Raw genomic sequence first — 21,484 nt, 5'->3', positions numbered from 1 at the left:
CGTGACGGGCTGCGGCCCCGGAGGACGTCCTCCGGGGCCGCAGCCCTGTCCGCGCACCACGGCCGGCTCCGCGCACCACGGCCGGCTCCGCACACCGCAGCCGGCTCAGTGCCCGTTGACGTCCACCACCTCGACGCCGCGGATGTTCCGCTCGATGTCCTCGACCGGCAGCGCGATCGCCAGCGCCCAGTAGTAGACGACCAGCGAGAACGCCACCACGACGGCGATGTCCCACCACAGCGGCAGGTTCCCCCGCGAGCCCGCGCCGAAGGTGCCCTGCCAGGAGATCAGGCCCATGCCGACCAGGTAGACCGGCAGCCACTGCCCGGCCCGGAAGTCCATCCGGGGCGCGTTCGGCATCCCCTTCGAGCGCGCGTACCAGGAGTACCCGCCGAGCAGCAGGTAGCCGATCACGATCGCCAGGCCCAGTCGCCACAGGGTGTCCCAGCCGGACCAGTAGATGACCAGGCTGGCCACCACGAAGGCCAGCGGCGAGACCACTGAGCCGCCGGGCAGGTGGTACGAGCGCTCCATCGCGGGCAGCCGCTTGCGCAGCACCCCGAAGGCCAGCGGGGCGCCCGCGTACATCAGCACCACCGCCGAGGTGATGAACCCGACCAGCCGCTGCCAGCTCGGGAAGGGCAGGAAGCAGATCACCCCGGCCACCCAGGCGATGAGCAGGCCGAGCCAGGGCACCGCGCGCCTGTCGGTGGACTGCAGCACCTGCGGCGCGTAGCCGTTGCGGCTCAGGCCGTAGGTGACCCGGGAGCTGGAGGTGATGTAGACCAGCCCGGTGCCGGCCGGCGAGACGACCGCGTCGATGAACAGCACGGTGGCCAGCCAGCCCAGGCCGATCAGGGTCGCCAGGCCGGCGAACGGCCCGCTGATCCCGGGGTAGTCGAGCGTGCTCCAGCCCTGGGCGAAGGTCTCCGGCGGCAGCGCGCCGATGAACACCACCTGGAGCATCACGTAGACGATCGTGCCGACCACCACCGAGCCGAGCACGGCGCGCGGGATGTCCCGGCGCGGGTTGCGGCTCTCCCCCGCCCACTGGATGGCCTGCTCGAAGCCGAGCAGTGCGAAGATCACCCCGCTGCTGCTGATCGCGGTGAGCACGCCCTTGGCGCCGTCCGGCGCGAAACCGTGCACGCCGAAGTTGGAGCCGTGGAACTCGGTGAATCCGAGCGCGAAGATGGTCAGCACCGGGATGGCGACCTTCCACACGGTGGCCGCGCTGTTGGTGTGGGCGAGCAGCCGCACGCCGAGGAAGTTGACCGCGACGAAGACTCCCAGCAGGACGGCCGCGACGACGAACCCCCAGCCGGTCAGTGTCAGGTTCTTGTTCAGCAGGCCGTCCGCCCAGCTCCAGTGCTGGGCGTAGTTGATCATCGCCTGCACCTCGATCGGCGCGATGGTCGCGGCCTGGAGCCAGGTGAACCAGCCGAAGGACATCCCGGCGAACCCGCCGAAGGCGTAGTGCGGGTAGCGGGCCGTACCGCCCGCCACCGGGAACAGCCCGCCCAGCTCGGCGTGCACCAGCGCCAGCAGGATGATCGCCACCGCCCCGATGCCCCAGGACAGCAGCGCCGACGGCCCGGCCGCCACCGCCGCCTTCTGCGCCCCGAACAGCCAGCCGGAGCCGATGATCGCTCCGACCGAGGCCCAGAGCAGCCCGATGACGCCGACCTCGCGCCGCAGCCCGGTCTGCCCCGCGCCGGGCGGATTGGAGGAGGAATGGGCCATGGCCGATCGCCTCTCGAAGCAGGAGGAATTCCTCCGACAGTGCCGCAGCCGTGCCGTCTCCCCACCCCGAAACGCCCCGTGCCCCGCGCCCCTCACTCGAACAGCCTGCCGGAGCCGTCCACCGCGACCGCCCGCCGGCACAGTTCCCGCAGCGTTCACCTGCCCGGCACGTGGAACTCACCGGGGGCAGGCAGGCTCCCGACCGGGACGTGAAGTTGGCTATACAACTTCAGCCGATACGACAGCCGTAGTGCCGCCGAGGAGAAGACCGATGACCGAGCTGCCGCCGTACTGGCTGCGCGACAACTGCCCGTGCGCCGAGTGCCGGGACCCGCGCAACGGGCAGAAGCTGTTCCAGATCGACGACCTGCCGCAGGACCTGGCGGTCGCCCGGAGCGAGGAGGCCGACGGACACCTGGAGGTGCTCTGGTCGGACGGGCACCGCTCCCGTTACCCGCTGGAGTGGCTCGGCCGGGCGGACGAGGGCGACGGACGGACCGAGCACGGCAAGCGGCTCTGGACGGCGGCGGACTTCGCCCCCGGCATCCCGGAAGCGGACTGGGAGGCGTACCTGACCGACCCGGCCGAGCAGGCCGCGGTGCTGGCCGCCGTACGGCGCAACGGCTTCGCCGTGCTGCGCGGGGTGCCGGCCGTGGAGCGGCAGGTGCTGCGGGTCGCCGAGAGCTTCGGGTACGTGCGGGTCACCAACTACGGGGAGCTGTTCGACGTCCGGGTCGAACCGGACCCGAACAACCTCGCCTTCACCAGCGTCGCCATCGCCCCGCACACCGACAACCCGTACCGGGACCCGGTGCCGACCCTCCAGCTGCTGCACTGCCTGGAGAACTCGGCGACCGGCGGCGACTCCGGGCTGGTGGACGGGTTCATGGCCGCGGCGGTCCTCCGGGAGGAGGCGCCGGCCGAGTTCGAGGTCCTGACCCGCACGCCCGTCCCGTTCGTCTTCCGCGACCGTCACACCGAGCTGCGTGCCGACCGCCCGCTGATCGACGTGGACCCGCGCGGAAGGATCCGGGAGGTCAGGTTCAACAACCGCTCGATCGGCACCCTGCGCGGGAACGGGCCGAACGACCTGGACGCCTTCTACGCCGCCTACCGCCGGTTCGCCGCGATCACCCTGCGCCCCGAGCTCCGGCTCACCTTCCGCCTCGGCCCCGGCGACTGCCTGATCTTCGACAACACCCGCCTGCTGCACGCCCGGACGGCGTTCCGGCAGGACGGCCACCGGCACCTCCAGGGCTGTTACGCCGACCTCGACGGACTGCACAGCACCCTCGCCGTGCTGCACCGCCGCGCCGCCGCGCTGGACACGATCGCCGCCCTGTTCGCGGGCGAGGGCGCCGGGGAGTACCTGGGCGAGGAGGTCACCATGGCCGAGCACATGCTCCAGGCCGCCGCTGCCGCCGAGGCCGCCGGGGCGCCGGAGCACCTGGTCGCCGCCGCTCTGCTGCACGACGCCGGCCACTTCTTCGACGAGCACGGCCGGGGCACCCGGCACGGACGGGATCTGATGGAGGGCCAGGACAACCGCCACAGCCACACGGGCGCCGACTGGCTGGCCCGCTGGTTCGGCCCGGAGGTCACCGAGCCGGTCCGGCTGCACGTGGCCGCCAAGCGCTACCTGTGCGCGGTCGAGCCCGGGTACCGGGAGCGGCTCTCCGCGGCCTCGGAGTACACGCTGAGCGTCCAGGGCGGCCCGATGGACGAGCACCAGGCCGCCGCCTTCGCCGAACTCCCGGGCGCCCAGGACGCGGTGGCGGTGCGGCGCTGGGACGAGCAGGCGAAGGTGGCCGGCGCCCCGACGCCGGGCTTCGAGCACTACCGCCCGCTGCTCGCCGCGCTCATGCGGTGAGGACTCCCGGGGGCGGGCTCAGTCCAGCTCCCGGGCGTGCCGCGAAAGCGCCGAGGTGGCCAGGGAGTTGTGCACGCTGAACGCCACCGTCCCGGGCAGGTAGCGGTCCTGGGACCACTCCACCGGCGTGCCCGTCGGGTCGGTCGTGCGCCGCCGCTCGCGCAGCAGCGGACCGCCCCGACGGCAGCCGAGCAGCCGGGCGTCCTCGGCGTTGGCCGCGACGATGTCGATGGTGTGGTCGGCGTCGGTGAACAGGATGCCGTGCTCGCGCAGCACTTCGGTGTGCGAGACCACGTCCGGCGGCAGCTCGGCGACGATCTCGCCGACCCGCGGCGGGTAGACGGTGCGCTCGACCATCACCGGCGTCCCGGACAGCGTCCGCAGCCGGACCGTCACGTACACCTCGGCGCCGGGTTCCAGCCGCAGCTGCTCGCGCTCGGCGGCGTCGGCCGGGCGGCGCACCAGCGAGTCCAGGATGCCGCCGGGCTCCTCGCCCATCGAGTACGCCCAGTGCGTGAAGCTGAGCAGTTCGGAGAAGCTCTGCACCCGGGCGCCGCCGAGGACCACCCGGCGGGTGCCGCGGCGGGAGGTGACCAGTCCGTCGGAGCGCAGCACGGCGAGCGCCTGGCGGACGGTGCCACGGGAGACGCCGTACTGCTCGGCCAGCGCGCCCTCGGCGGGCAGCCGGCCGGCCTCGCCGTACGCGCCGGTGGTGATCGCCTCGCGCAGGTCGGCGGCCACCTTCCGGTACAGCGCGCCGGAGCGCTCGCCAGGGTGGTCCCCGGCTGCCGGGCGCCCCACGGCCTCGGGGCGCTGGGGCTCAGTTGCCACGTCAGTCAATGTCCCTCCTGGGGGTGTCCTGCGCAGCCGTACCGGCGCGGACAGCCCGACCTTATCCCGCTGCGCCTTCGAAGCATCGCACCGAACGGTTCACGCTCCGATGGCCGGATTCCACCGTTCCCGCAGCCGACCCCGGTTCTGGGCCGTCCGTTCACCTTCCCGTCACCGGGCTCCGGCGTACTTACTGCCGTCAGCGAAGTTGGCTAGTCAACTCGGACGACGTCGATCGATCGCTCACCCGGCCGGTCCGCCGCCCTTCGCGAGACCCAAGCCCGCGGAACCCCCCGCGAACGCCCCTCGCAGTACGCCCCCTTAACAGGAGACTTCCCCGTGACCGTGCACCGCGCCCGCGCCGCCGCCTTCGCGGCCGTACTGACCGCCGCCGCGCTCTCCCTCACCGCCTGCGGCTCCGCCGGTTCGAGCAGCAAGTCCGGCGACACCGCCACGGGCGGCGCCAAGGACGCCAAGACGGCCACCTCCGCCGCCGACTTCGGCGGCATGGACGGTCTGGTCGCCGCCGCCAAGAAGGAGGGCAAGCTGCACGTCATCACGCTGCCCCGGGACTGGGCGAACTACGGCAAGATCATCGACAGCTTCAAGGCCAAGTACGGCATCGAGGTCGAGGAGGAGAACCCGGACGGCGCCAGCCAGGACGAGATCAACGCGATCAACTCCCGCAAGGGCCAGGACCGCGCCCCCGACGTGGTCGACCTGGGCAGCGCCTTCGCCCTCCAGGCGGTCAAGGACGGCATCCTCGCCCCCTACAAGGTGGCCACCTTCGACAAGGTGCCGGACACCATGAAGGACGCGAACGGCGCCGCCGTCAACGACTACGGCGGCTACGTCTCGATCGGCTGCGACGCCAAGAAGATCGCCAACTGCCCGAAGACCTTCGCCGACCTGCTCAAGCCGGAGTACAAGGGCCAGGTCGCCCTCAACGGCAACCCGACCAAGTCCGGCTCCGCCTTCGGCGGCGTCTACGCGGCCGCGCTCGCCAACGGCGGCTCGCTGGACAACATCCAGCCCGGCATCGACTTCTTCGGCAAGCTGAAGCAGTCCGGCAACTTCAACCCGGTCGAGTCGACCCCGGCCACCATCGAGAAGGGCGAGACCCCGATCTCGATCGACTGGTCCTACCTGAACGCCGGTTACACCGACGAGTTCAAGGACAAGGGCATCGACTGGCAGGTCTCCATCCCGTCCGACGGCTCCTACGCCCAGTTCTACAACCAGGGCGTCAACAAGTGGGCCCCGCACCCGGCGGCCGCCCGCCTGTGGCAGGAGTACCTGTTCAGCGCCGAGGGCCAGAACCTCTTCCTCGGCGGCTACGCCACTCCGGCCACCTTCGAGGCCCTGAAGAAGGACGGCAGCCTGGACACCGCCGCGGCCGCCAAGCTGCCGATCGTCGAGAAGCCGTTCACCACCTTCCCGACCGTCGACCAGATCAACGCGGCCAAGAAGGTCGTCACCGAGAACTGGACCAAGGCCATCGCGGGCTGACACCCGCGCCGCGCACCGTACTTCGGGCTGAGAAAAGGCACTCATGACCACGGCTCCCACCCCGGTGCCGACCACCCCCGCCGCCACCTCCCCCGGTGGCGGCGCGGGGGCGTCCGCCACCGCCACGACCTCCCCCGCTCCCACTCCGCGGCGCCGGCCGCTCGCCCGCCTCGGCGGCGCGTCCTGGCTGGCCACCGTGCCGCTGCTGCTGTTCTTCCTGATCGGCTTCGGACTGCCCACCGTCGCCATCGTGATCGGCGCGTTCACCACCTCCAGCGACGCGGAGACCGGCGCCGGGCAGTTCACCTTCGACAACCTGACGGCCTCCGTCCAGGGCGGCTACCAGACGGCCATGCTGAGCAGCCTCAAGCTCTCCGCGCTGACCGCGCTGCTCGCCACCGTGCTCGGCCTGCCGCTCGCCCAGGCCGTCGTCACCTCCCGGCACGGCTGGCTGCGCCAGGCGGTGCTCACCGCCTCCGGCGTGCTCGCCAACTTCGGCGGCCTGCCGCTCGCCTTCGCGTTCGTCGCCACCCTCGGCAACGCCGGCGAGATCACCAAGCTGCTGCACCTCACCGACCACGGCTGGTCGCTGTACTCCTTCACCGGTCTGACCATCGTGTACCTGTACTTCCTCATCCCGCTGATGGTGCTCACCATCACCCCGGCCCTGGACGGCCTGCGGACCCAGTGGCGCGAGGCGGCCCAGAACAACCGCGCCACCACCGTCCAGTACTGGCGCCACGTCGCCCTGCCGATCCTGCTGCCCTCCCTGCTCGGCGGCTTCGTGCTGCTCTTCGGCAGCGCCTTCGCCGCCTACGCGACGGCCGCCGCCATGGTCGGCGCGACCGTCCCGCTGGTCAGCCGCTCGATCGCGGACGCGCTCTCCGGCAACGTGCTGGTCGGCCAGGGCAACCTCGCCCTCGCCCTCAGCCTCAACATGATCATCGTGGCCGTCCTGGTGATGGCCGTGTACCTCCCCCTCCAGCGCCGGAGCGCCCGATGGCTCAGCTGACCACCCCCGCCCGCCCCGGCCGACGCACCGTGCGCTGGTGGCGCGGCGCCGTGCTGCTGCTCGCCGGTGTCTACTTCGTCGTCCCGCTCGCGGCCTCCTTCTGGTTCTCGGTCGACGACCCCAAGGGCATCTCCTTCGAGGCCTACACCGGACTGCTCTCCGCCCCGGGCTTCCTGGACAGCCTCTGGCTGACCCTCGGCCTCGCCGTCGTCACCGTCGTGGTGCTGCTGCTCCTGCTCGTCCCGGCGCTGATCGCCGTCCGACTCGGCGCGCCGAAGCTGCGCCCGGTCATCGACGTGCTCTGCACCCTGCCGCTGGTCGTCCCGCCGGTCGCCCTGACCGCCGGCCTCATCGGGGTGCTCCGCTGGGGCCCGGACTACCTGATGGACACCCCGTTCTTCCAGACCTTCGTGTTCATCCAGGACCCCGACTTCCCGCTGGTGCTGGTCATCGCCTACGTGCTGATGGCCCTGCCGCTCGCCTACCGCGCCCTGGACGCCGGCCTGCGCTCGATGGACGTGCGCACCCTGGTCGAGGCCGCCCGCAACTGCGGCGCGAGCTGGCCGCGCGCGGTGTTCACCGTCGTCCTGCCCAACCTGCGCGGGGCCCTGCTGAACGCCTCCTTCCTCACCCTGGCCCTGGTGCTCGGCGAGTTCACCTCCGCCTCGATCCTCGGCTTCCAGCCCTTCCCGGTCTGGATCTACTCGGTCGGCAACAGCCAGGCCCACATGTCGGTCGCGGTCTCCATCCTGAGCCTGCTGCTCACCTGGCTGCTGCTGCTCCTGCTGGCCACCGCCGGGCGCGAGCGCCGCGCCAAGACCGCCGCCTCCTGAACCCCCCGGAGTCACCAGTCATGACCACGCCCACCGCCATCGCCAACGGCATCTCGCTCTCCCCCGGCAGTGCCACCGTCGAGTTCCGCTCCCTGCGCCGCACGTTCGGCGCCACCACCGCGCTCGACGGCCTGGACCTGACCGTCCACCCGGGCGAGCTGCTCGCCCTGCTCGGCCCGTCCGGCTGCGGCAAGACCACCGCGCTGCGCATCCTGGCCGGCTTCGAGCAGCACGACTCCGGCGAGGTGCTGGTCGACGGCCGGGACATCACCGCGATCCCCGCGCACAAGCGCGACGCGGGCATGGTGTTCCAGTCCTACAGCCTCTTCCCGCACCTGACCGCGCTGGACAACGTCGCCTTCGGGCTGCGGATGCGCGGCACCGGCAAGGCCGAGCGCCGCAAGCGGGCCCAGGAGCTGCTGGAGCTGGTCGGCCTGCCGCACCGCGCCGAGCACTACCCGCACCAGATGTCCGGCGGCCAGCAGCAGCGCATCGCGCTCGCCCGCGCGCTCGCCCTCCAGCCGCGTGTCCTGCTGCTGGACGAGCCGCTGTCCGCGCTGGACGCCAAGGTCCGCCTCCAGCTGCGCGAGGAGATCCGCCGCCTCCAGCAGGAGCTGGGCATCACCACCCTGTTCGTCACCCACGACCAGGAGGAGGCGCTGTCGATGGCCGACCGGGTCGCGGTGCTGCGCGCCGGAAGGCTGGAGCAGTGCGCCGTCCCGTCCGAGCTGTACGGCCGGCCGGCCACCGCCTTCGTCGCCGAGTTCGTCGGCACCATGAGCCGCATCCCGTGCACCCGCACCTCGGACGGCGTCGAGGTGCTCGGCCGCCGGCACGCGGTGGACGGCGCGATCCCGGCCGACGGCGAGCTCCAGGTGCTGGTCCGCCCGGAGAACGTCACCCTGACCCCGGACGAGAACGGCCCCGCACTGGTGGTCACCGCCTCCTTCCTGGGCGCCGTCACCCGGCTCACCGCCCGCCTGGACGACGGCACCGAGGTCAAGGTCGACCTGCCGACCGAGGCCGCCGCCGCGCTGCCGGCCGGCGCGCGGGCCGCACTCACCCTGCCGGAGCGTCCGGTACTGGTCGACCGCCGCGCCGTCTGAGAGCCTCACACCTCCCCGCTCCGACCGAAGAACCACCGAAGGTACCGCCATGCCTGACACCGCCATGCCCGACAGCGCCCTGTCCGACTCCGGGCCCGCACTCCCTGCCGCCGTCCTGTTCGACATGGACGGCACCCTGGTCGACACCGAGCAGCTGTGGTGGCAGACCGCCGCCGAACTCGCCGAGGAGCTGCACCGCCCGCTCACCGACCTGGACGCCCCCGAGGTGCTCGGCCAGGCCGTCGAGCACACCGCCGCCCACCTGCACAAGGTCAGCGGCACCGCCCTCAGCGAGGCCGAACTCGCCGCCAGGCTGGGCGAGTCCTTCGCCGGCAAGGTCGCCGCCGAGACGGTGCCACGTCCCGGTGCGCTCGCCCTGCTCGCCTCGCTGCGCGACGCCCGGGTGCCCACCGCGCTGGTCTCCGCCTCCCCGCGCCTGGTGGTGGACCTGGTGCTGTCCGCCATCGGCCGGGACTGGTTCGCCGTCACCCTGGCCGCCGAGGACACCGAGCGCACCAAGCCCGCGCCCGACCCGTACCTCGCCGCCGCCGAGCGGCTCGGCCTGGACCCGGCCGCCTGCCTCGCCGTCGAGGACACCCCGACCGGGGTCGCCTCCGCCACCGCGGCAGGCTGCGCCGTGCTCGCCGTGCCGTCCACCGCGGTACCGATGCCGCAGGGCGAGCGGATCACCCTGCTCGCCAGCCTGGAGCAGGCCGATCTCGCCCTGCTCGGGAAGCTCGCCGGCGCGGGCGCGGTTCGACCCTGACATGCCCTATCTCCTGCTCGCCCTTGCCATCGTCAGCGAGGTCTGCGCCACCAGTTGCCTCAAGCTCACCGAGGGGTTCACCCGGCTCTGGCCGAGCCTCGGCGTCGGCCTCGGCTACGTGCTCTCCTTCCTGCTGCTCGGCCGCGCGCTCAAGCACATACCGGTCTCCGTCGCCTACGCGGTCTGGTCCGGGGCCGGCACCGCGGCGGTCGCCGGGATCGGCGTGGTCGCCTTCGGCGAGTCGCTCGGGCGGCTCCAGTGGCTGGGGATAGCGCTGGTGATCGTCGGGGTGGTCGTGCTCAACCTCAAGGGCGGCCATTCCTGACGATGCGTCAATTCTGATCTCGCTGGTCAACTCGCCTGTCGGGGCGGGAAGTCGGACACACCGACTTCCCGCCCCGACGGCTTCGCTACGGTGTCCCCCATGACGGACCCCCGGCCCCACCACTACCGCTTCGTCCACCGCGAGCTCGCCCGCCAGGTGCTGGAGTTCGGCCCGCGCGTGGCCACCCCGACCCCGGACGGCGGCAGTCTGCTGCCCGTCGTCACCCAGATCTGGGACGACCTCGGCGGCACCCTGCCGCCCGAGGACCGCCTGCCCAGCCACGGCCTCGACTGCCGTCACCTGTCGGTCGACGGCCACCACATGCTGCTGGTCACCCTGCCCACCCCGGCCGGCGCCACCGAGGCCCACTTCGTCGCCGCCGTCCAGCCCCAGGGCGCCAGGACCGTCCGCTACGTGACCCTGGAACACGCGTTCAGCCCCTTCGACGGCAGCCCCGGCACCGTCCTCGGCGAGTGGACCGCCGAGAGCCACCTCAACCACGGCCCGGGTCCTTCACCCGTCGCCGAACTGTTCGTCACGGCCGTGGTGCAGCTCGTCACCCCGAAGAAGCGCGGCTTCTGGCACCGCTGAGGCCCGATCGCCCGCGCACACCCCAGGGTTGGGCCGCCGGCGTCAAGGAGGCGTCGACGGCCCGTAAAAGTCCCGTGACGACCGCGCCCTCTCCCGGCAGCGGCGATCGCCGGAGCGCCGGCTGGGACTATGCTCGCCCGGTCCGACAATCGACGCATCGGGGGGCGAAAGTGTCCGACTTCAAAGTCAGTACCGAATTCCTCGCCAAGTTGGCCCAGGACCTCAAGGCCTGTGGCGACGAACTCGACCAGGGGCTCAAGGCCTTCGAAGCGGCCGGCCACGCCGGCACCGGCTACGACTTCCTGGACGAGGCCTGCGGGCACTTCAAGGACAAGTGGCAGTTCGGTCTGAAGAAGGTCCGCGAGTGTGTCAAGGCCCTGGACGAGGGCCTGGAGCAGGTGCAGAAGAACTACGACGGCACCGAGCAGAGCATCGTCAAGGTCCTCGCCCCGGCGGGGCAGTCGTGAGCGCCCCCGCGCCGGCGGCGCCCGACTGGTCCGGCCTCGGCTTCAACCCCACCCCCGGCGACTCCGCCGCCGTCACCGCGCTCAGCAACAGCCTGCGCCGGGTGGGCCAGCACCTGAGCGGCGTGCACACCACGCTCTCCCAGATCTCCGACAACCAGGGCCAGTGGACGGGCGAGGCGGCCAAGCAGTTCGCCAAGCAGTTCGGCAAGCTGCCCGGCTACCTCCAGGACGCCTCCGAGTCGATCACCGCCGCCTACACGGCGCTCGACGTCTGGTACAAGGCGCTCACCGAACACCAGCCCAAGGCCGCCGAGTTGGCCGCCTCCGCGGTCGCCGCCAAGAAGAAGAAGGAGGAGGCCGACCGCGCCCACAGCGCCGCGGCCGCCGCCCCCGACCTCCAGCTGGCCGGCCGCTACTACGCCGACGACGCGAGCCTCGCCGCCGCCGAACAGCGCTACAACACGGCGAAGAGCCACCTGGACTCGGCCGCCAACCTGCTCACCAGTGCCTCGAACGAGCTGGCCGGCCTCCAGAAGCAGGCCCACGAGCTCGCCGGGACCCACAAGTCCGACGCCCGGAAGACGGCCGAGGCCATCCGCAAGGCCGCCGACAGCAAGGCCCCGCCGGAGCCGGGCATGCTCAGCAAGATCGGCGACTGGTTCAAGAACCACGGCGCGGACCTGCTGACGGTGGCGGCCGGCATCTGCGGCGTCGCGGCGATCTTCTTCCCGGCCTTCGCGCTGCCGGCGATCCTGCTGAGCGTGGCGGCCGCCGGCTGGCATGCGGGGCAGTACGGTGTCAGCGGCCTGGTGCCGACCAGCATGAAGAACCTCGGCAACGACCTCACCCTGGCCGGTGACCTCCTCGGGGCGCTCCCCGGAGGAGCCCTCTTCAAGGGCGGGATCACCGCGTTCAGGGGTGCCCGCGCTGCCGAAGGCGGGGTCAAGGCCGTGAGCGCGACGGCCAAGGAGGTCCGCACCGCCGCCAGAGCGATGGATCCGGCCAGTCCGATCTTCACCACCGCGATCGAGAAGCCCGCCATGAAGCTCGGGCTCTCCAAGGCCGCCGCGATGAACGTCTCCGACGGCGTGCAGGCGGCCAGCGGGCTCGCGCTGACGGCCCCCACCGCCATAGGCCTCACCACGGACGACCCGAGCCCGGGGCTTGGTGCCGCGATCAACTACACGACGGGCGGCGGCACCGCGCTCAACGGTGCCGGAGGGGCCATCGGCGGCAGCGGCAAGGGCCGGATCCTTCCCGCGCTGCTCGGCGGCGGCAGTGCGATCGTCACCGGTGTGTGGGGAGTGGGCCATGACTGACACGACCACCCCGTCGTTCTGGCTCTCCCTGCCCGAAGGGTTCACCAGCATCGACCTGTCCGAGGACCCGGGCGACCGCATGAGCCGGATCGTGGACGGACTCGAAGCGCTTACCGAGGCCGGTCCGGAGCAGAAGCTCGGCATCGCCATCTCCGCCGAGCTCGCTCTCCAGGCGCAGCTGCGCGAAGGCGTGGTCCACGTCTCCAACTGCCTGGTGCAGACCGAGGAAGGCGAGATCGTCCAGGGGATGTTCAGCCTGTTCCTGCGCGAGCAGGAGCTGGGCGCCCCGGGCAGCTATGCCCAGCGCGTCGCCCGGGAGCTTGCGACCGCCTGGCCGGATGCCGACGTCGACGTCCTCGATTTCCCGCTCGGCCGTGCCGCCGTGACCGTCCGCGACCTGGCCGTTCCCGTGTCCGGGGCGGTCTACGGCCTGCCGGGATCGGGCGTCGCCACCGTCCGCCAGCTGGAGGCCCTCTTCCCGCATCCGTGGAGCCCCCACGTGCTCGCCGTCGTCTTCACCACCCAGCACCTGGACTACTGGGACGGCTGGTCGGTCCTGGTGGGTGCCGCCATCAACAGGATCTCCTTCTACCCACCACTCTCCGAGGCGCCTGACGCCCTGCCGCCCGAGCGGCGGGACAACATCCGAAAGGCCTTCGGGTGACGATCCACCAGTCCGCCCCCAGGACGGGAAGCAAGCCGCACTGGCTGCGTCGTGGCGCCGTCCTGGCCGTCGCCCTGACATGCCTGTCCGCCGGTGTCGTCCTCACGTTCGTATACGTCGGCACATCCCTGGCCTTCGGGCTGGGTGCGCTGTACATGATCGCGGCGGGCGTCGGGCTCGCGAAGCTCGGCGGGCCGGGGAACGGCCCCGGCTACGAGGACGTCGGCGGCGGGCTGGCCCTCGTCTTCTTCGCCATCCTCATCGCCACCGGCGCGGGTACCGACGCCTGGGACAACCACGTGCTGGCCTCTGGCCGGAACGTCGATGCCGTGGTCGTCGCCGAACACATCGACAAGTCGATCCGTGGCACAAAGCGGACGTACGACCTCTCCTCCGACGGCGCGAGCGTCCCCGGTGGGGACCTGGAGCCGGACAACCGGCGCTTCAGCCCCGGCGACCACGTCACGGTCCGGATGGACCCGGCCGGCCGGGTTGCCCCCAAACTGCCCGGCGAGGCCGACTCCCCGGCCTCCCTGTGGACCGCGATCGGCATCAACGCGGGCATCGCCCTGTTCGTGCTGTGGTTCGCCCACGGCAGCGGAAAGCCACCCCGGGCACCACGCCCGGCCGGACCGTGGCGCGAGCGGATGCGTCGGCTCGACGGACTGCCACTCACTGCAGCGGCGACGGCGGTCTCGGTGCCCTGGCTCGTGTGCTTCCTGCTCGTCCGGAGCCGCCTCGGCCTGGCCCTGATGGTCGCGATCCCTTACCCTCTCGCCGGGTTGGCCGCCTTCGGCGCGCTCGTCCGCAATGAGGAGCGGAAACAACCCCAGGGCCTTGTCCTCCTCCTGGTCGGTCTCGTCTTCACCTCGCTCGCTCTGTTCCTCTGACCAGCGGCTTGGACTGAAAGACTGTCGGATGACCACCACTCGGTCGGCTCGGCTCGGGACGGAGCCCCGCCGGGGCTCCGTCCCCCTGACGATCGCCCTCGCGCTCGTCGCACCGCTTTCGATCGTCGGCCTCGCCGCCGCCTACGGCTCGTACGGCCGGCCCGTCGGCCTCGGTGTCCTGGTGGTCGCCACCGCCGTCCTGTCGGCGGGCCTCGGCCGCCTGGCCGGCAGCGCCGTGCGGCGCCCGCCCGTCGCGGGCCCGCCCGATCAGCCCAGCAGCGCGGGCAGTTCGGCGATCGAGCCGAGCACGTGGGTGGCGCCGTCGGCCCGCAGCCGGGCCTCGTCGTGGGCGCCGGTGAGGACGCCGGCGACGACCGGGGCGCCCGCCCGGGTGCCGGTCAGCATGTCGTAGCCGGTGTCACCGGCGACGGCGATCTGGCGGACCGATTCGGTGCCGGTGCGCAGCAGGGCGGTGAGCGCGAGGTCGGGGTACGGGCGGCCGCGGCCGGCCTCGGCAGGGCAGAGGGTCAGGTCGGCGATGGACTGCCAGCCGAGGGCGTCCAGGATGCGGTCCTGGGTGGTGCGCGAGAAGCCGGTGGTGAGGACCACCTTGCGGCCCTGGCCGCGCAGTTCGGCGATGGCCTCGGCGGCGCCGGGCAGGGCGGCGCAGTGGCCGGCGTCGACCAGGTCGTCGTAGGCGGCCTCGAAGGCGGTGTTGGCCCGCTGGGCCTTCTCCTCCTCGCCGAACAGGTGGCGGAAGACGGAGATCTTGGACTCGCCCATGGTGGCCCGGACGTGGGCCAGCATCGGGTCGAACTCCGGGCTGCCGGCCTCGACGCCGAGCGCCGCGGCGGCCGCGGTGAAGGCCTGCTCGACCAGGCCGTCGTCGGCGACGGTGGTGCCGGCCATGTCGAGCACGACCAGGCGGATGTCGGTAGTCATGACAACGTTCCTTACAGGTTGGCGAGTTCGGCGGTGGTCTCGGCGATGGCGGGCGAGCAGGTCATGCCGCGCCCGCCCGGGCCGGTGACCAGCCAGACGCCGTCGCGCACGCGCTCGCGGTGGACGACCCGGGTGGAGTCGACGCACTGGGCGTACACCCCGGCCCAGCGGCGGCGGATCCGCGGCATCGGGCGGCCGAGCAGTTCCTCGACGACGCCCACCAGGTGGTCGTACGGGTCCTCGACGACGTCGAAGCCGAACGGCTGGTCGTACTCGTGGGTGTCGCCGATGGTCAGGCCGCCGTCGCGGCGCTGGACCATCAGCAGCTGCATCTTGTGCTCGGCGGCGACCGGCGACTGCGGCTGGGCCTCGCGCAGCCGGTCCAGGGCGGTGCCGGTGAAGGCGGGGTAGTAGCGGAAGCTGTCGCCGTCGGCGACGGAGGTGGTCAGGGTCTCGCCGAGCGGGTCGGTCTGCATCATCTGGAGGCGGACCCGGCGGACGGGCAGGGCGGGGGCGAGCTCGCGGACCAGGCCGCCGAGCCAGGCGCCGGTGCAGAGGACCACGAGGTCGCCGGTGTGGACGTCGCCGTGGTCGTCGCGGACGGCGTTCTCGCCGACGACGTCGCGCACCTCGCGCCCGGGCAGGAAGGTGTACCGGCCGGTGGACTCCAGGTACCGGCGCAGCGCGGGCTGGGCGGTGCGGGATTCGACGGCGGCGTCGCGCTCGCACCACAGGGCGCCGAGCAGCTTGCCGCGCAGGGCCGGGTTGGCGGCCCGGGTCTCGTCCGCGTCGAGCAGCCGGTAGCCGCGGGCGGCGGCGTCCGGCAGGGTCAGGGCCTGCTCGGCGACGGCGAGTTCGGCCTCGGTGCGGATCGCGGTGAGCGATCCGTTGGCGCGGAAGCCGAGGTCGGGGACGCGGGCGCCGATGCCCTCCCACAGCTCGCGGGCCCGCAGCGCGGTGTCCAGCTCCTCGCCCTGTGCCCGGCCGCTGACCCAGACCAGGCCGAAGTTGCGCACCGAGGCGCCGCGCGCGTCGGCCTCGCGCTCCAGGTGGACGACCTCGTGGCCGCGCTCGACGGCCTGCCAGGCGTGCATGGTGCCCAGCACGCCTGCTCCTACGACGATGACTCTCATGCGTCCAGGCTGATGCGTCCAGGTGTCCGAGGGGCGTCGCACCGCGGTCCCGCAGATGAACCGCCCGAAAAGTTGTACAGACAACCTGCCGGTCATTGCGGCCGGCTACGACCGCACCACCCGCGCCCGCAGGTAGTTGCGCCGGCCGAAGTTCGGCTCGTCCACCGCCGTCAGCCCCTCCACCTGGAACCGGTACAGCGCCGCCGCCCCGCCCCCGGTGAGGAACTGCCGCCGGACCTCCTCGTCCTGTGCGAAGGCCGGGTAGCGCCCCTGGTAGGCGGCCAGCGCCGCCTCGGCCTGCCGCCCCCAGGCCTCGCCCGCACTGCCGGTCAGCTGGAGGCCGCGCAGCTGTTCGCCGAAGACCGGCGGCGGCAGGAAGACCGTGGCGGCGGCCCGGGCCTCCTCGGCCAGGTGGTGGCTGTGCCGGGTGGAGCGCTCGCTGACGAAGTAGAGGACGAGGTCGTCGTCGTACGCGAAGAAGGCCAGATTGGCGTGCGGGCCGTGCTCGTGGCCCGCGGTGGCGAGGGTGAGCACCATGGCCTCGGCCAACAGCCCCTCGACGCCCTTGTGCAGCAGGTCGCCCGGCCAGTCCCCCTGTGTGATGTCGAGTCGGTACGGCATTCGGCACTCCCTTCGCCGGCACGCCCGGCGCCCTCGCGCCCGAGCACGACTGAGCCGGGCGGGCGCCTCCCTGGGGAGGCCCCACACCCGGCTCACATGCTCCACCCGCCGTCCGAAACCGGACAAGGGGGCAGACGGACCGACAGCGTGCCGACGGCGGAGGTCAGTGCCGCCGCGCGGAGTACGACGCGTACCCGTGGCTGACCACCGGCAGCTCGCCGGGCCCGAGCAGCGGCCGCAGCGCGCCCGCCCGCATCCGGTCCACCAGCGGCCCGCAGCGCCCGGCGAGCGGCGCCAGCACCACCGCGACCAGCAGCCCGACCAGCGCACCCACCGCCACGTCGTGCGGGTAGTGCACGCCGACCCAGACCCGGGAGGCGGCCATCAGCACCGCGAACAGGCCGGCCACCCAGCCGAGCCGCCGGTTGACGAACCAGAGCGAGGCCGCGGCGGCGAAGGCGATCACCGAGTGGTTGCTCGGGAAGGACCAGTCCCCCGCGGTCGGGCAGGTCTCCAGCGCGACGCTGCCGGGGATCTGCGCGCAGGGCCGCAGTTCCTCGACCCAGCTCTTGAGCACCGAGTTGACGCCGTACGCGAGGACCACGATCACCGGCGAGGCCAGCACCCTGGCCATCACCACCGAGTCCGCGCCACGTGCCCGCCACCACGCGTAGACCATGAAGACCGCGAACAGCCCGAGGCCGAGCGCCGACCAGACCTTGATCAGCTCGTCCAGCCAGTGCGGGGCCGACTGGGCCCAGCCGTTGACCCGGGTGTACAGGCCGCCGTCGATGCCGCTGCCGTCGTACACGGCGAGCGCCCGGGAAGGCATCACGCGTCACCTCCGTGACGTCGCGCCTGACGGGCGCGGAACAGTTCGAGAACAATGGGGAGCACGGAGATAACTACTATCAGACCGATGATCGGCAGCAGATATCCGTCGATCCCGGGAATGGACGAGCCCAGCCCGTACCCGGCGAACACCACGCCGACCGTCCAGACCGCGCCTCCGGCCACCTGCCAGAGGGTGAACGAGCGGACCGGCACTTCGAGTACGCCGCAGAGCGGATTGAGCACCGTACGGACCACCGGGATGAACCGGGCGAGCACGATCGCCTTGCCGTGGCCGTACTCGGCCAGCAATTCCTCGGCCCGCACCACGCCGTCCAGCAGGCTCCTGCGCCGACTGCGCCGCAGCAGCGCCCGACCGCCGCGCCGGCCGATCAGGTAGCCGACCTGGGCTCCGACGAGCGCACCGACCAGGGCGGCGGGCAGCACCTGCCACAGCTCCAGCTGCGGCCCCTGGGTGGCGCCGGGCACGCAGAGCAGTCCGGCGGTGAACAGCAGCGAGTCGCCGGGCAGGAAGAAGCCCACCAGCAGGCCGGTCTCGGCGAACAGCACCACGGCGATGCCGAGCGCACCGAAGGCGGCGAGCAGTGAGGACGCGTCCAGCGGGTTCACCGCGAGGTGAACGGCCGGATCGGCAAGGAACTGGAGCAAGGCCGACGAACCTCCCGTACGTTGGGGGGCGGTTCGCACGGGAACCCGCCCGGACCGTCTACAGTTCCGTAGACGGTCTACATGACTGTAGACGAAAGTTGGAGGAAGCGCCGCCATGCCCGACGTACCGTCCGCCCGCCGGCCCGCCGGGGAGCTGGAGGCCGAGGTGCTGGCCGCCCTCTGGTCCGCCCGGCAGCCGATGACGCCGCAGGACGTCCAGGCCGCGCTCGGCGGGGACCTCGCCCGCACCACCGTCGCGACGATCCTGGCCCGGCTGTTCGACAAGGGGACGGTCGTGCGCACCCGGGCCGGCCGGGCCTACGCCTACACCCCGACCGTCCAGGACACCGCGGGGCTCGCCGCCCGCCGGATGCACACCGAGCTCGGCCGCGAGGCCGACCGCTCCACCGTGCTGGCCCGCTTCGTCTCCGACCTCTCCGCCGAGGACGAGCGGCTGCTGCGCGAACTGCTCGGCGACGGCGCCCCGGAGGCGGACGCCGTGGGGCCGGACGTCTTGGGGCCGGACACTGCCGGGCCGGACGCGCCGGGAGCGGCCGGCCGATGATGCTCGCCGTCTGGGTCCCGCTGCTGCTGCCCTTCCTGGCCGCCCCGCCGGCCCGCCGCCTCGCCGAGGCGCTGCCGCCGCGGGCCGCCGCCTGGATGCTGGCCGGCAGCGCCGCCGTCCTGGCCGGCGGCACCCTCTGCTCGCTCGGTCTGCTGGCCGCCGACGGGCTGCTCCAGCTCCCGCCGGTCGCGGCCCTCGGCCACCTCTCGCTGCCGTGGCTCACCTCAGCCGCACCCGACGCGCCGTTCGCGGCCGCGCTGGCCGCCCTGGCGCTCCTCGCGCTCGGCGCGCTGGCGGTGCGCACCGCCCGCCGGAGACTGCGGGAGCTGCGCACCGCCCGGGCCGCGCTCCCCGCCCACGAGCGCCGCGCGGCGCCCTACGACGAGCTCCGCACGGAACCGTTCGCCGGCCACCCCGCGGACCACGCCGACGGCCACCGCACGGACCGGCCGGGCCGCGCCCCCTCCCCTGCCCAGCATTCGGACATGCGCCCCCCGGGCGCCTCCGTGCGCCGGTCACGCACCCCGGCGCGGCTGACCGCCCTGCTCCGCCCCACCGCGCGGCTCCGGGCCGCCGACCACCCGCTCACCGTCCTGGACGACGAGTGCGCCGACGCCTTCGCCCTGCCCGGGCGCCTGGGCCGCCCCGGCCGGCCGGGCGAACCCGGCCGGATCGTGGTCACCTCCGGCATGCTGCGTGCCCTCACCGCCCCCGAACGCTCCGCCCTGCTCGCGCACGAACGGGCCCACCTGACCGCCCGCCACCACCTCTTCCTCGCCCTCGCCGAGCACGCCGCCGGTGTCCACCCGGCACTGCGCCCGCTGCGAGCGCCCCTCGGGTACCACCTGGAGCGCTGGGCCGACGAGGTGGCGGCGGCCCGGGTCGGCGACCGTGCCGTGACCGCCCGCGCGGTCGGCCGGGCCGCCCTGGCCGCGAGCCGTTCCCCCTGGGCGGCCCGCCCCCGGCTGGTCCCCGCCGCCCACTCCGGCCCGGTCCCGCGCCGGGTCGCCGCACTGCTCCAGCCCCGCCCGGCCACCGCCCCCGGCACCTGGCGGCGGGCCGCCGCCGTGGCCCTGGCCGCCTGCCTGGCGCTGAGCACCGCCGCCACCCTCCAGGCCACCGCCGACCTGCACCACACCGTGGAGGCGGCCCAGCACGGCTCCGGCGCCCAGCGCTGACCCCGCCCGGATGCGGGCCCGCCCTCGAACGCCCGCCGGGCGCCACGGGGCCGGGCCCGCATCCGTACCGTCCGGTATTCCGACTTGCCGGACCCCATCCCCAGCGGCCCACCGCACCCGTACGCTTTCGTCAGCGCGTCGGCCCCGACGCGTCCTCGAACGGCGGCGAGGAGCAACGCGAGTGCGGCAGACCGGACGGCAGTCCCGACGACCAGAGCGCCGCACCCCGCCGACCGCGGCGGAGCTGGCCAAGGTCCACGACCGCACCCTCGCCGACGCCGCCGTCCGGGAACTGGCCGTTCCCGCCCTCACCGAGCAGGCCGGCGGCCCCCGCCTGCTCGAACCCCGCCCCGAGATCGGCGACTCCTGGGCCCGGCTGCGCCGCCTCGGCCTCGACCCCGACACCGGCGCCGCCGCCGTCCTGCTGGGCCCCGGCGAAATCGAACAACGACGACGCACCAGCGGACTCGACACCGTCCTGCCGGTGCTGCGCGAGACCCTGCTGGAGGTGGGCGGCGCGGCCCCGCTGCTGCTGGCCGTCGCCGACGCCGAGGGCCACGTGCTCTGGCAGGAGGGCGAGCGCGGCCTGCGCCGCAGCGCCGACCGGATCGGCTTCATCACCGGCGCCCGCTGGATCGAGGAGAGCGTCGGCACCAACGGCATCGCGGTCGCGCTGCGCACCCGGCGCCCGATGCACGTCCACACCGCCGAGCACTACCTGCGCAGCCACCACTCCTGGACCTGCGTGGCCGCGCCGGTGCGCGACCCCGGCACCGGACAGCTGGTCGGCGCCGTCAACCTGAGCGGCCCGGCGCACAGCGTCCGCCCGTACCTGCTCCAGCTCACCGCCACCGCCGCCCGGCTCGCCGAGACCGAGCTGCGCGCCCACCGGCTGGAGGCACTGCACCAGCTGCGCGCCCTGGCCGCCCCGCTGCTCGCCCGGGTCGGCGGCCCGGCGCTGGTGGTGGACGCGGCCGGCTGGACCGCCGCCGCGGCCGGGCTGCCGCCACCCAGCCGGCTGCGGGTGCCCAGCGAGGGCTGGGCCCCGGCCGCCGTGCACTGGGTGCCGGGCCTCGGCGAGTGCGCGCTGGAGCCGCTCGCCGACGGCTGGCTGGTGCGCCCCGTCCGGCCGTCCGAGGAGGACGGCTCCGGCACGGTGACCGCCGAACAGGCCGAGGGCGCCCACCTCCGGCTCGACCTGCGCCGCCCGGACCGCCCCGAGCTGTCCGTCCGGGGCGCCGCCGACAGCTGGTCGCACCCGCTCAGCCCGCGCCACGCCGAACTGCTGCTCCTGCTCGCCACCGGACGCGAGGGCAGCACCGCCGCCCAGCTCGCCGAGGCGCTGTTCGGCGACGCGGGCCGGACGGTGACGGTCCGCGCCGAACTGTCCCGGCTGCGCCGCTACCTGGGCGGGCTGCTGGCCCACCGGCCCTACCGGATCACCGAGTCGGTGCTGGTCACCGTGGACGGGCCGGACGACCCGTACGACCTGCTGCCCGCCTCCTCGGCCCCGGCCGTCCGGCGGCTGCGGGCCGCGCTGGCCGCGGGGACGGCCCGGCTGCCCGACGTGCCGCCACTCCCGCCGCCGTGCGCCGCCGCGCCGCCGGAACGTCGCTGAC

At 73.4% G+C, this 21,484-nt stretch carries 22 protein-coding genes; 15 read left to right on the top strand and 7 right to left on the bottom strand.

Translation table 11 applies throughout. The features are described from left to right. Positions 1–105 precede the first annotated feature (105 nt). The gene (locus AB0O11_RS30880) at positions 106–1,743 is read right to left on the bottom strand and encodes an APC family permease (protein ID WP_363393582.1); all 1,638 of its coding nucleotides are present in this window, start codon (positions 1,741–1,743) and stop codon (positions 106–108) included. 271 nt (positions 1,744–2,014) lie between these two features. Here AB0O11_RS30880 and AB0O11_RS30875 point away from each other — a divergent pair, with 271 nt between their 5' ends. Next, positions 2,015–3,613 (top strand): TauD/TfdA family dioxygenase, encoded by a 1,599-nt coding sequence (locus AB0O11_RS30875; protein WP_363393580.1) that lies wholly within the window; start codon positions 2,015–2,017, stop codon positions 3,611–3,613. 18 nt (positions 3,614–3,631) lie between these two features. Here AB0O11_RS30875 and AB0O11_RS30870 read toward each other — a convergent pair whose 3' ends face one another. Further along, positions 3,632–4,444, bottom strand: coding sequence for a GntR family transcriptional regulator (locus AB0O11_RS30870; protein ID WP_363393578.1), 813 nt, complete (start codon positions 4,442–4,444; stop codon positions 3,632–3,634). A 339-nt stretch (positions 4,445–4,783) separates the two neighbouring features. Between AB0O11_RS30870 and AB0O11_RS30865 the strand changes: the two genes are divergently transcribed. The 11 genes from AB0O11_RS30865 to AB0O11_RS30815 all read left to right on the top strand — a co-directional run bounded on the left by AB0O11_RS30865 (position 4,784) and on the right by AB0O11_RS30815 (position 13,926). After that, a complete protein-coding gene (locus AB0O11_RS30865) occupies positions 4,784–5,953 on the top strand; it encodes an extracellular solute-binding protein (protein ID WP_363393576.1) in 1,170 nt (389 codons plus the stop codon). Positions 5,954–5,996: 43 nt separating this feature from the next. After that, positions 5,997–6,965, top strand: coding sequence for an ABC transporter permease subunit (locus tag AB0O11_RS30860; protein WP_363393574.1), 969 nt, complete (start codon positions 5,997–5,999; stop codon positions 6,963–6,965). Further along, complete coding sequence (locus AB0O11_RS30855) at positions 6,953–7,798, top strand: ABC transporter permease subunit (RefSeq protein WP_363393572.1); 846 nt, start codon at positions 6,953–6,955, stop codon at positions 7,796–7,798. Before AB0O11_RS30860 ends, AB0O11_RS30855 begins: the two co-directional genes overlap by 13 nt. 20 nt (positions 7,799–7,818) lie before the next feature. Beyond that, positions 7,819–8,904 carry an ABC transporter ATP-binding protein gene (locus AB0O11_RS30850; RefSeq protein ID WP_363393570.1) on the top strand — a complete coding sequence of 362 codons (1,086 nt, stop codon included), beginning with the start codon at positions 7,819–7,821 and terminating at the stop codon, positions 8,902–8,904. A gap of 49 nt (positions 8,905–8,953) precedes the next feature. Beyond that, positions 8,954–9,670: an HAD family phosphatase gene (locus tag AB0O11_RS30845; protein ID WP_363393568.1), complete on the top strand. Its 717-nt coding sequence runs from the start codon at positions 8,954–8,956 to the stop codon at positions 9,668–9,670. 1 nt (position 9,671) lies between these two features. After that, on the top strand, positions 9,672–9,995 hold the full coding sequence (locus AB0O11_RS30840; RefSeq protein ID WP_363393566.1) for a multidrug efflux SMR transporter: 324 nt from the start codon (positions 9,672–9,674) through the stop codon (positions 9,993–9,995). 99 nt (positions 9,996–10,094) lie between these two features. Beyond that, the gene (locus tag AB0O11_RS30835; RefSeq protein ID WP_363393564.1) at positions 10,095–10,586 is read left to right on the top strand and encodes a hypothetical protein; all 492 of its coding nucleotides are present in this window, start codon (positions 10,095–10,097) and stop codon (positions 10,584–10,586) included. A 170-nt stretch (positions 10,587–10,756) separates the two neighbouring features. Then, positions 10,757–11,053 (top strand): hypothetical protein, encoded by a 297-nt coding sequence (locus AB0O11_RS30830; protein ID WP_363393562.1) that lies wholly within the window; start codon positions 10,757–10,759, stop codon positions 11,051–11,053. After that, complete coding sequence (locus tag AB0O11_RS30825) at positions 11,050–12,372, top strand: putative T7SS-secreted protein (protein WP_363393560.1); 1,323 nt, start codon at positions 11,050–11,052, stop codon at positions 12,370–12,372. The genes AB0O11_RS30830 and AB0O11_RS30825 overlap by 4 nt, the downstream gene beginning before the upstream one ends. Then, complete coding sequence (locus AB0O11_RS30820) at positions 12,365–13,036, top strand: hypothetical protein (RefSeq protein WP_363393558.1); 672 nt, start codon at positions 12,365–12,367, stop codon at positions 13,034–13,036. The genes AB0O11_RS30825 and AB0O11_RS30820 overlap by 8 nt, the downstream gene beginning before the upstream one ends. Next, positions 13,033–13,926 carry a hypothetical protein gene (locus tag AB0O11_RS30815; RefSeq protein ID WP_363393556.1) on the top strand — a complete coding sequence of 298 codons (894 nt, stop codon included), beginning with the start codon at positions 13,033–13,035 and terminating at the stop codon, positions 13,924–13,926. Before AB0O11_RS30820 ends, AB0O11_RS30815 begins: the two co-directional genes overlap by 4 nt. Before the next feature lie 267 nt (positions 13,927–14,193). Here the strand turns inward: AB0O11_RS30815 and AB0O11_RS30810 are convergent, their stop codons facing one another. The 5 genes from AB0O11_RS30810 to AB0O11_RS30790 form a co-directional block, all read right to left on the bottom strand. Beyond that, complete coding sequence (locus AB0O11_RS30810; RefSeq protein WP_363393554.1) at positions 14,194–14,868, bottom strand: phosphonatase-like hydrolase; 675 nt, start codon at positions 14,866–14,868, stop codon at positions 14,194–14,196. Positions 14,869–14,879: 11 nt separating this feature from the next. Further along, a complete protein-coding gene (locus AB0O11_RS30805; RefSeq protein ID WP_363393552.1) occupies positions 14,880–16,001 on the bottom strand; it encodes a TIGR03364 family FAD-dependent oxidoreductase in 1,122 nt (373 codons plus the stop codon). A 105-nt stretch (positions 16,002–16,106) separates the two neighbouring features. After that, entirely contained in the window at positions 16,107–16,622 is a 516-nt protein-coding gene (locus AB0O11_RS30800) for a pyridoxamine 5'-phosphate oxidase family protein (RefSeq protein WP_363393550.1), read from the bottom strand. Between the two features lie 163 nt (positions 16,623–16,785). Continuing rightward, a complete protein-coding gene (locus AB0O11_RS30795) occupies positions 16,786–17,454 on the bottom strand; it encodes a phosphatase PAP2 family protein (protein WP_363393548.1) in 669 nt (222 codons plus the stop codon). Continuing rightward, on the bottom strand, positions 17,454–18,122 hold the full coding sequence (locus AB0O11_RS30790) for a DedA family protein (protein WP_363393546.1): 669 nt from the start codon (positions 18,120–18,122) through the stop codon (positions 17,454–17,456). Before AB0O11_RS30790 ends, AB0O11_RS30795 begins: the two co-directional genes overlap by 1 nt. A gap of 115 nt (positions 18,123–18,237) precedes the next feature. On the opposite strand from AB0O11_RS30790, the gene AB0O11_RS30785 reads away from it, so the two are divergent. The 3 genes from AB0O11_RS30785 (at position 18,238) to AB0O11_RS30775 (ending at position 21,483) form a co-directional block, all read left to right on the top strand. Continuing rightward, a complete protein-coding gene (locus AB0O11_RS30785) occupies positions 18,238–18,687 on the top strand; it encodes a BlaI/MecI/CopY family transcriptional regulator (RefSeq protein WP_363393544.1) in 450 nt (149 codons plus the stop codon). Next, positions 18,684–19,865, top strand: coding sequence for a M56 family metallopeptidase (locus AB0O11_RS30780; protein WP_363393542.1), 1,182 nt, complete (start codon positions 18,684–18,686; stop codon positions 19,863–19,865). The genes AB0O11_RS30785 and AB0O11_RS30780 overlap by 4 nt, the downstream gene beginning before the upstream one ends. A 181-nt stretch (positions 19,866–20,046) precedes the next feature. Further along, positions 20,047–21,483 (top strand): GAF domain-containing protein, encoded by a 1,437-nt coding sequence (locus AB0O11_RS30775; protein ID WP_363393540.1) that lies wholly within the window; start codon positions 20,047–20,049, stop codon positions 21,481–21,483. Position 21,484: the final 1 nt, after the last annotated feature.

Source organism: Kitasatospora sp. NPDC093102 (assembly GCF_040683915.1).
Classification (GTDB): Bacteria; Actinomycetota; Actinomycetes; order Streptomycetales; family Streptomycetaceae; genus Kitasatospora.
Note: the sequence above shows the minus strand (reverse complement) of the source record. Positions and strands in the feature narration are given on the sequence as shown.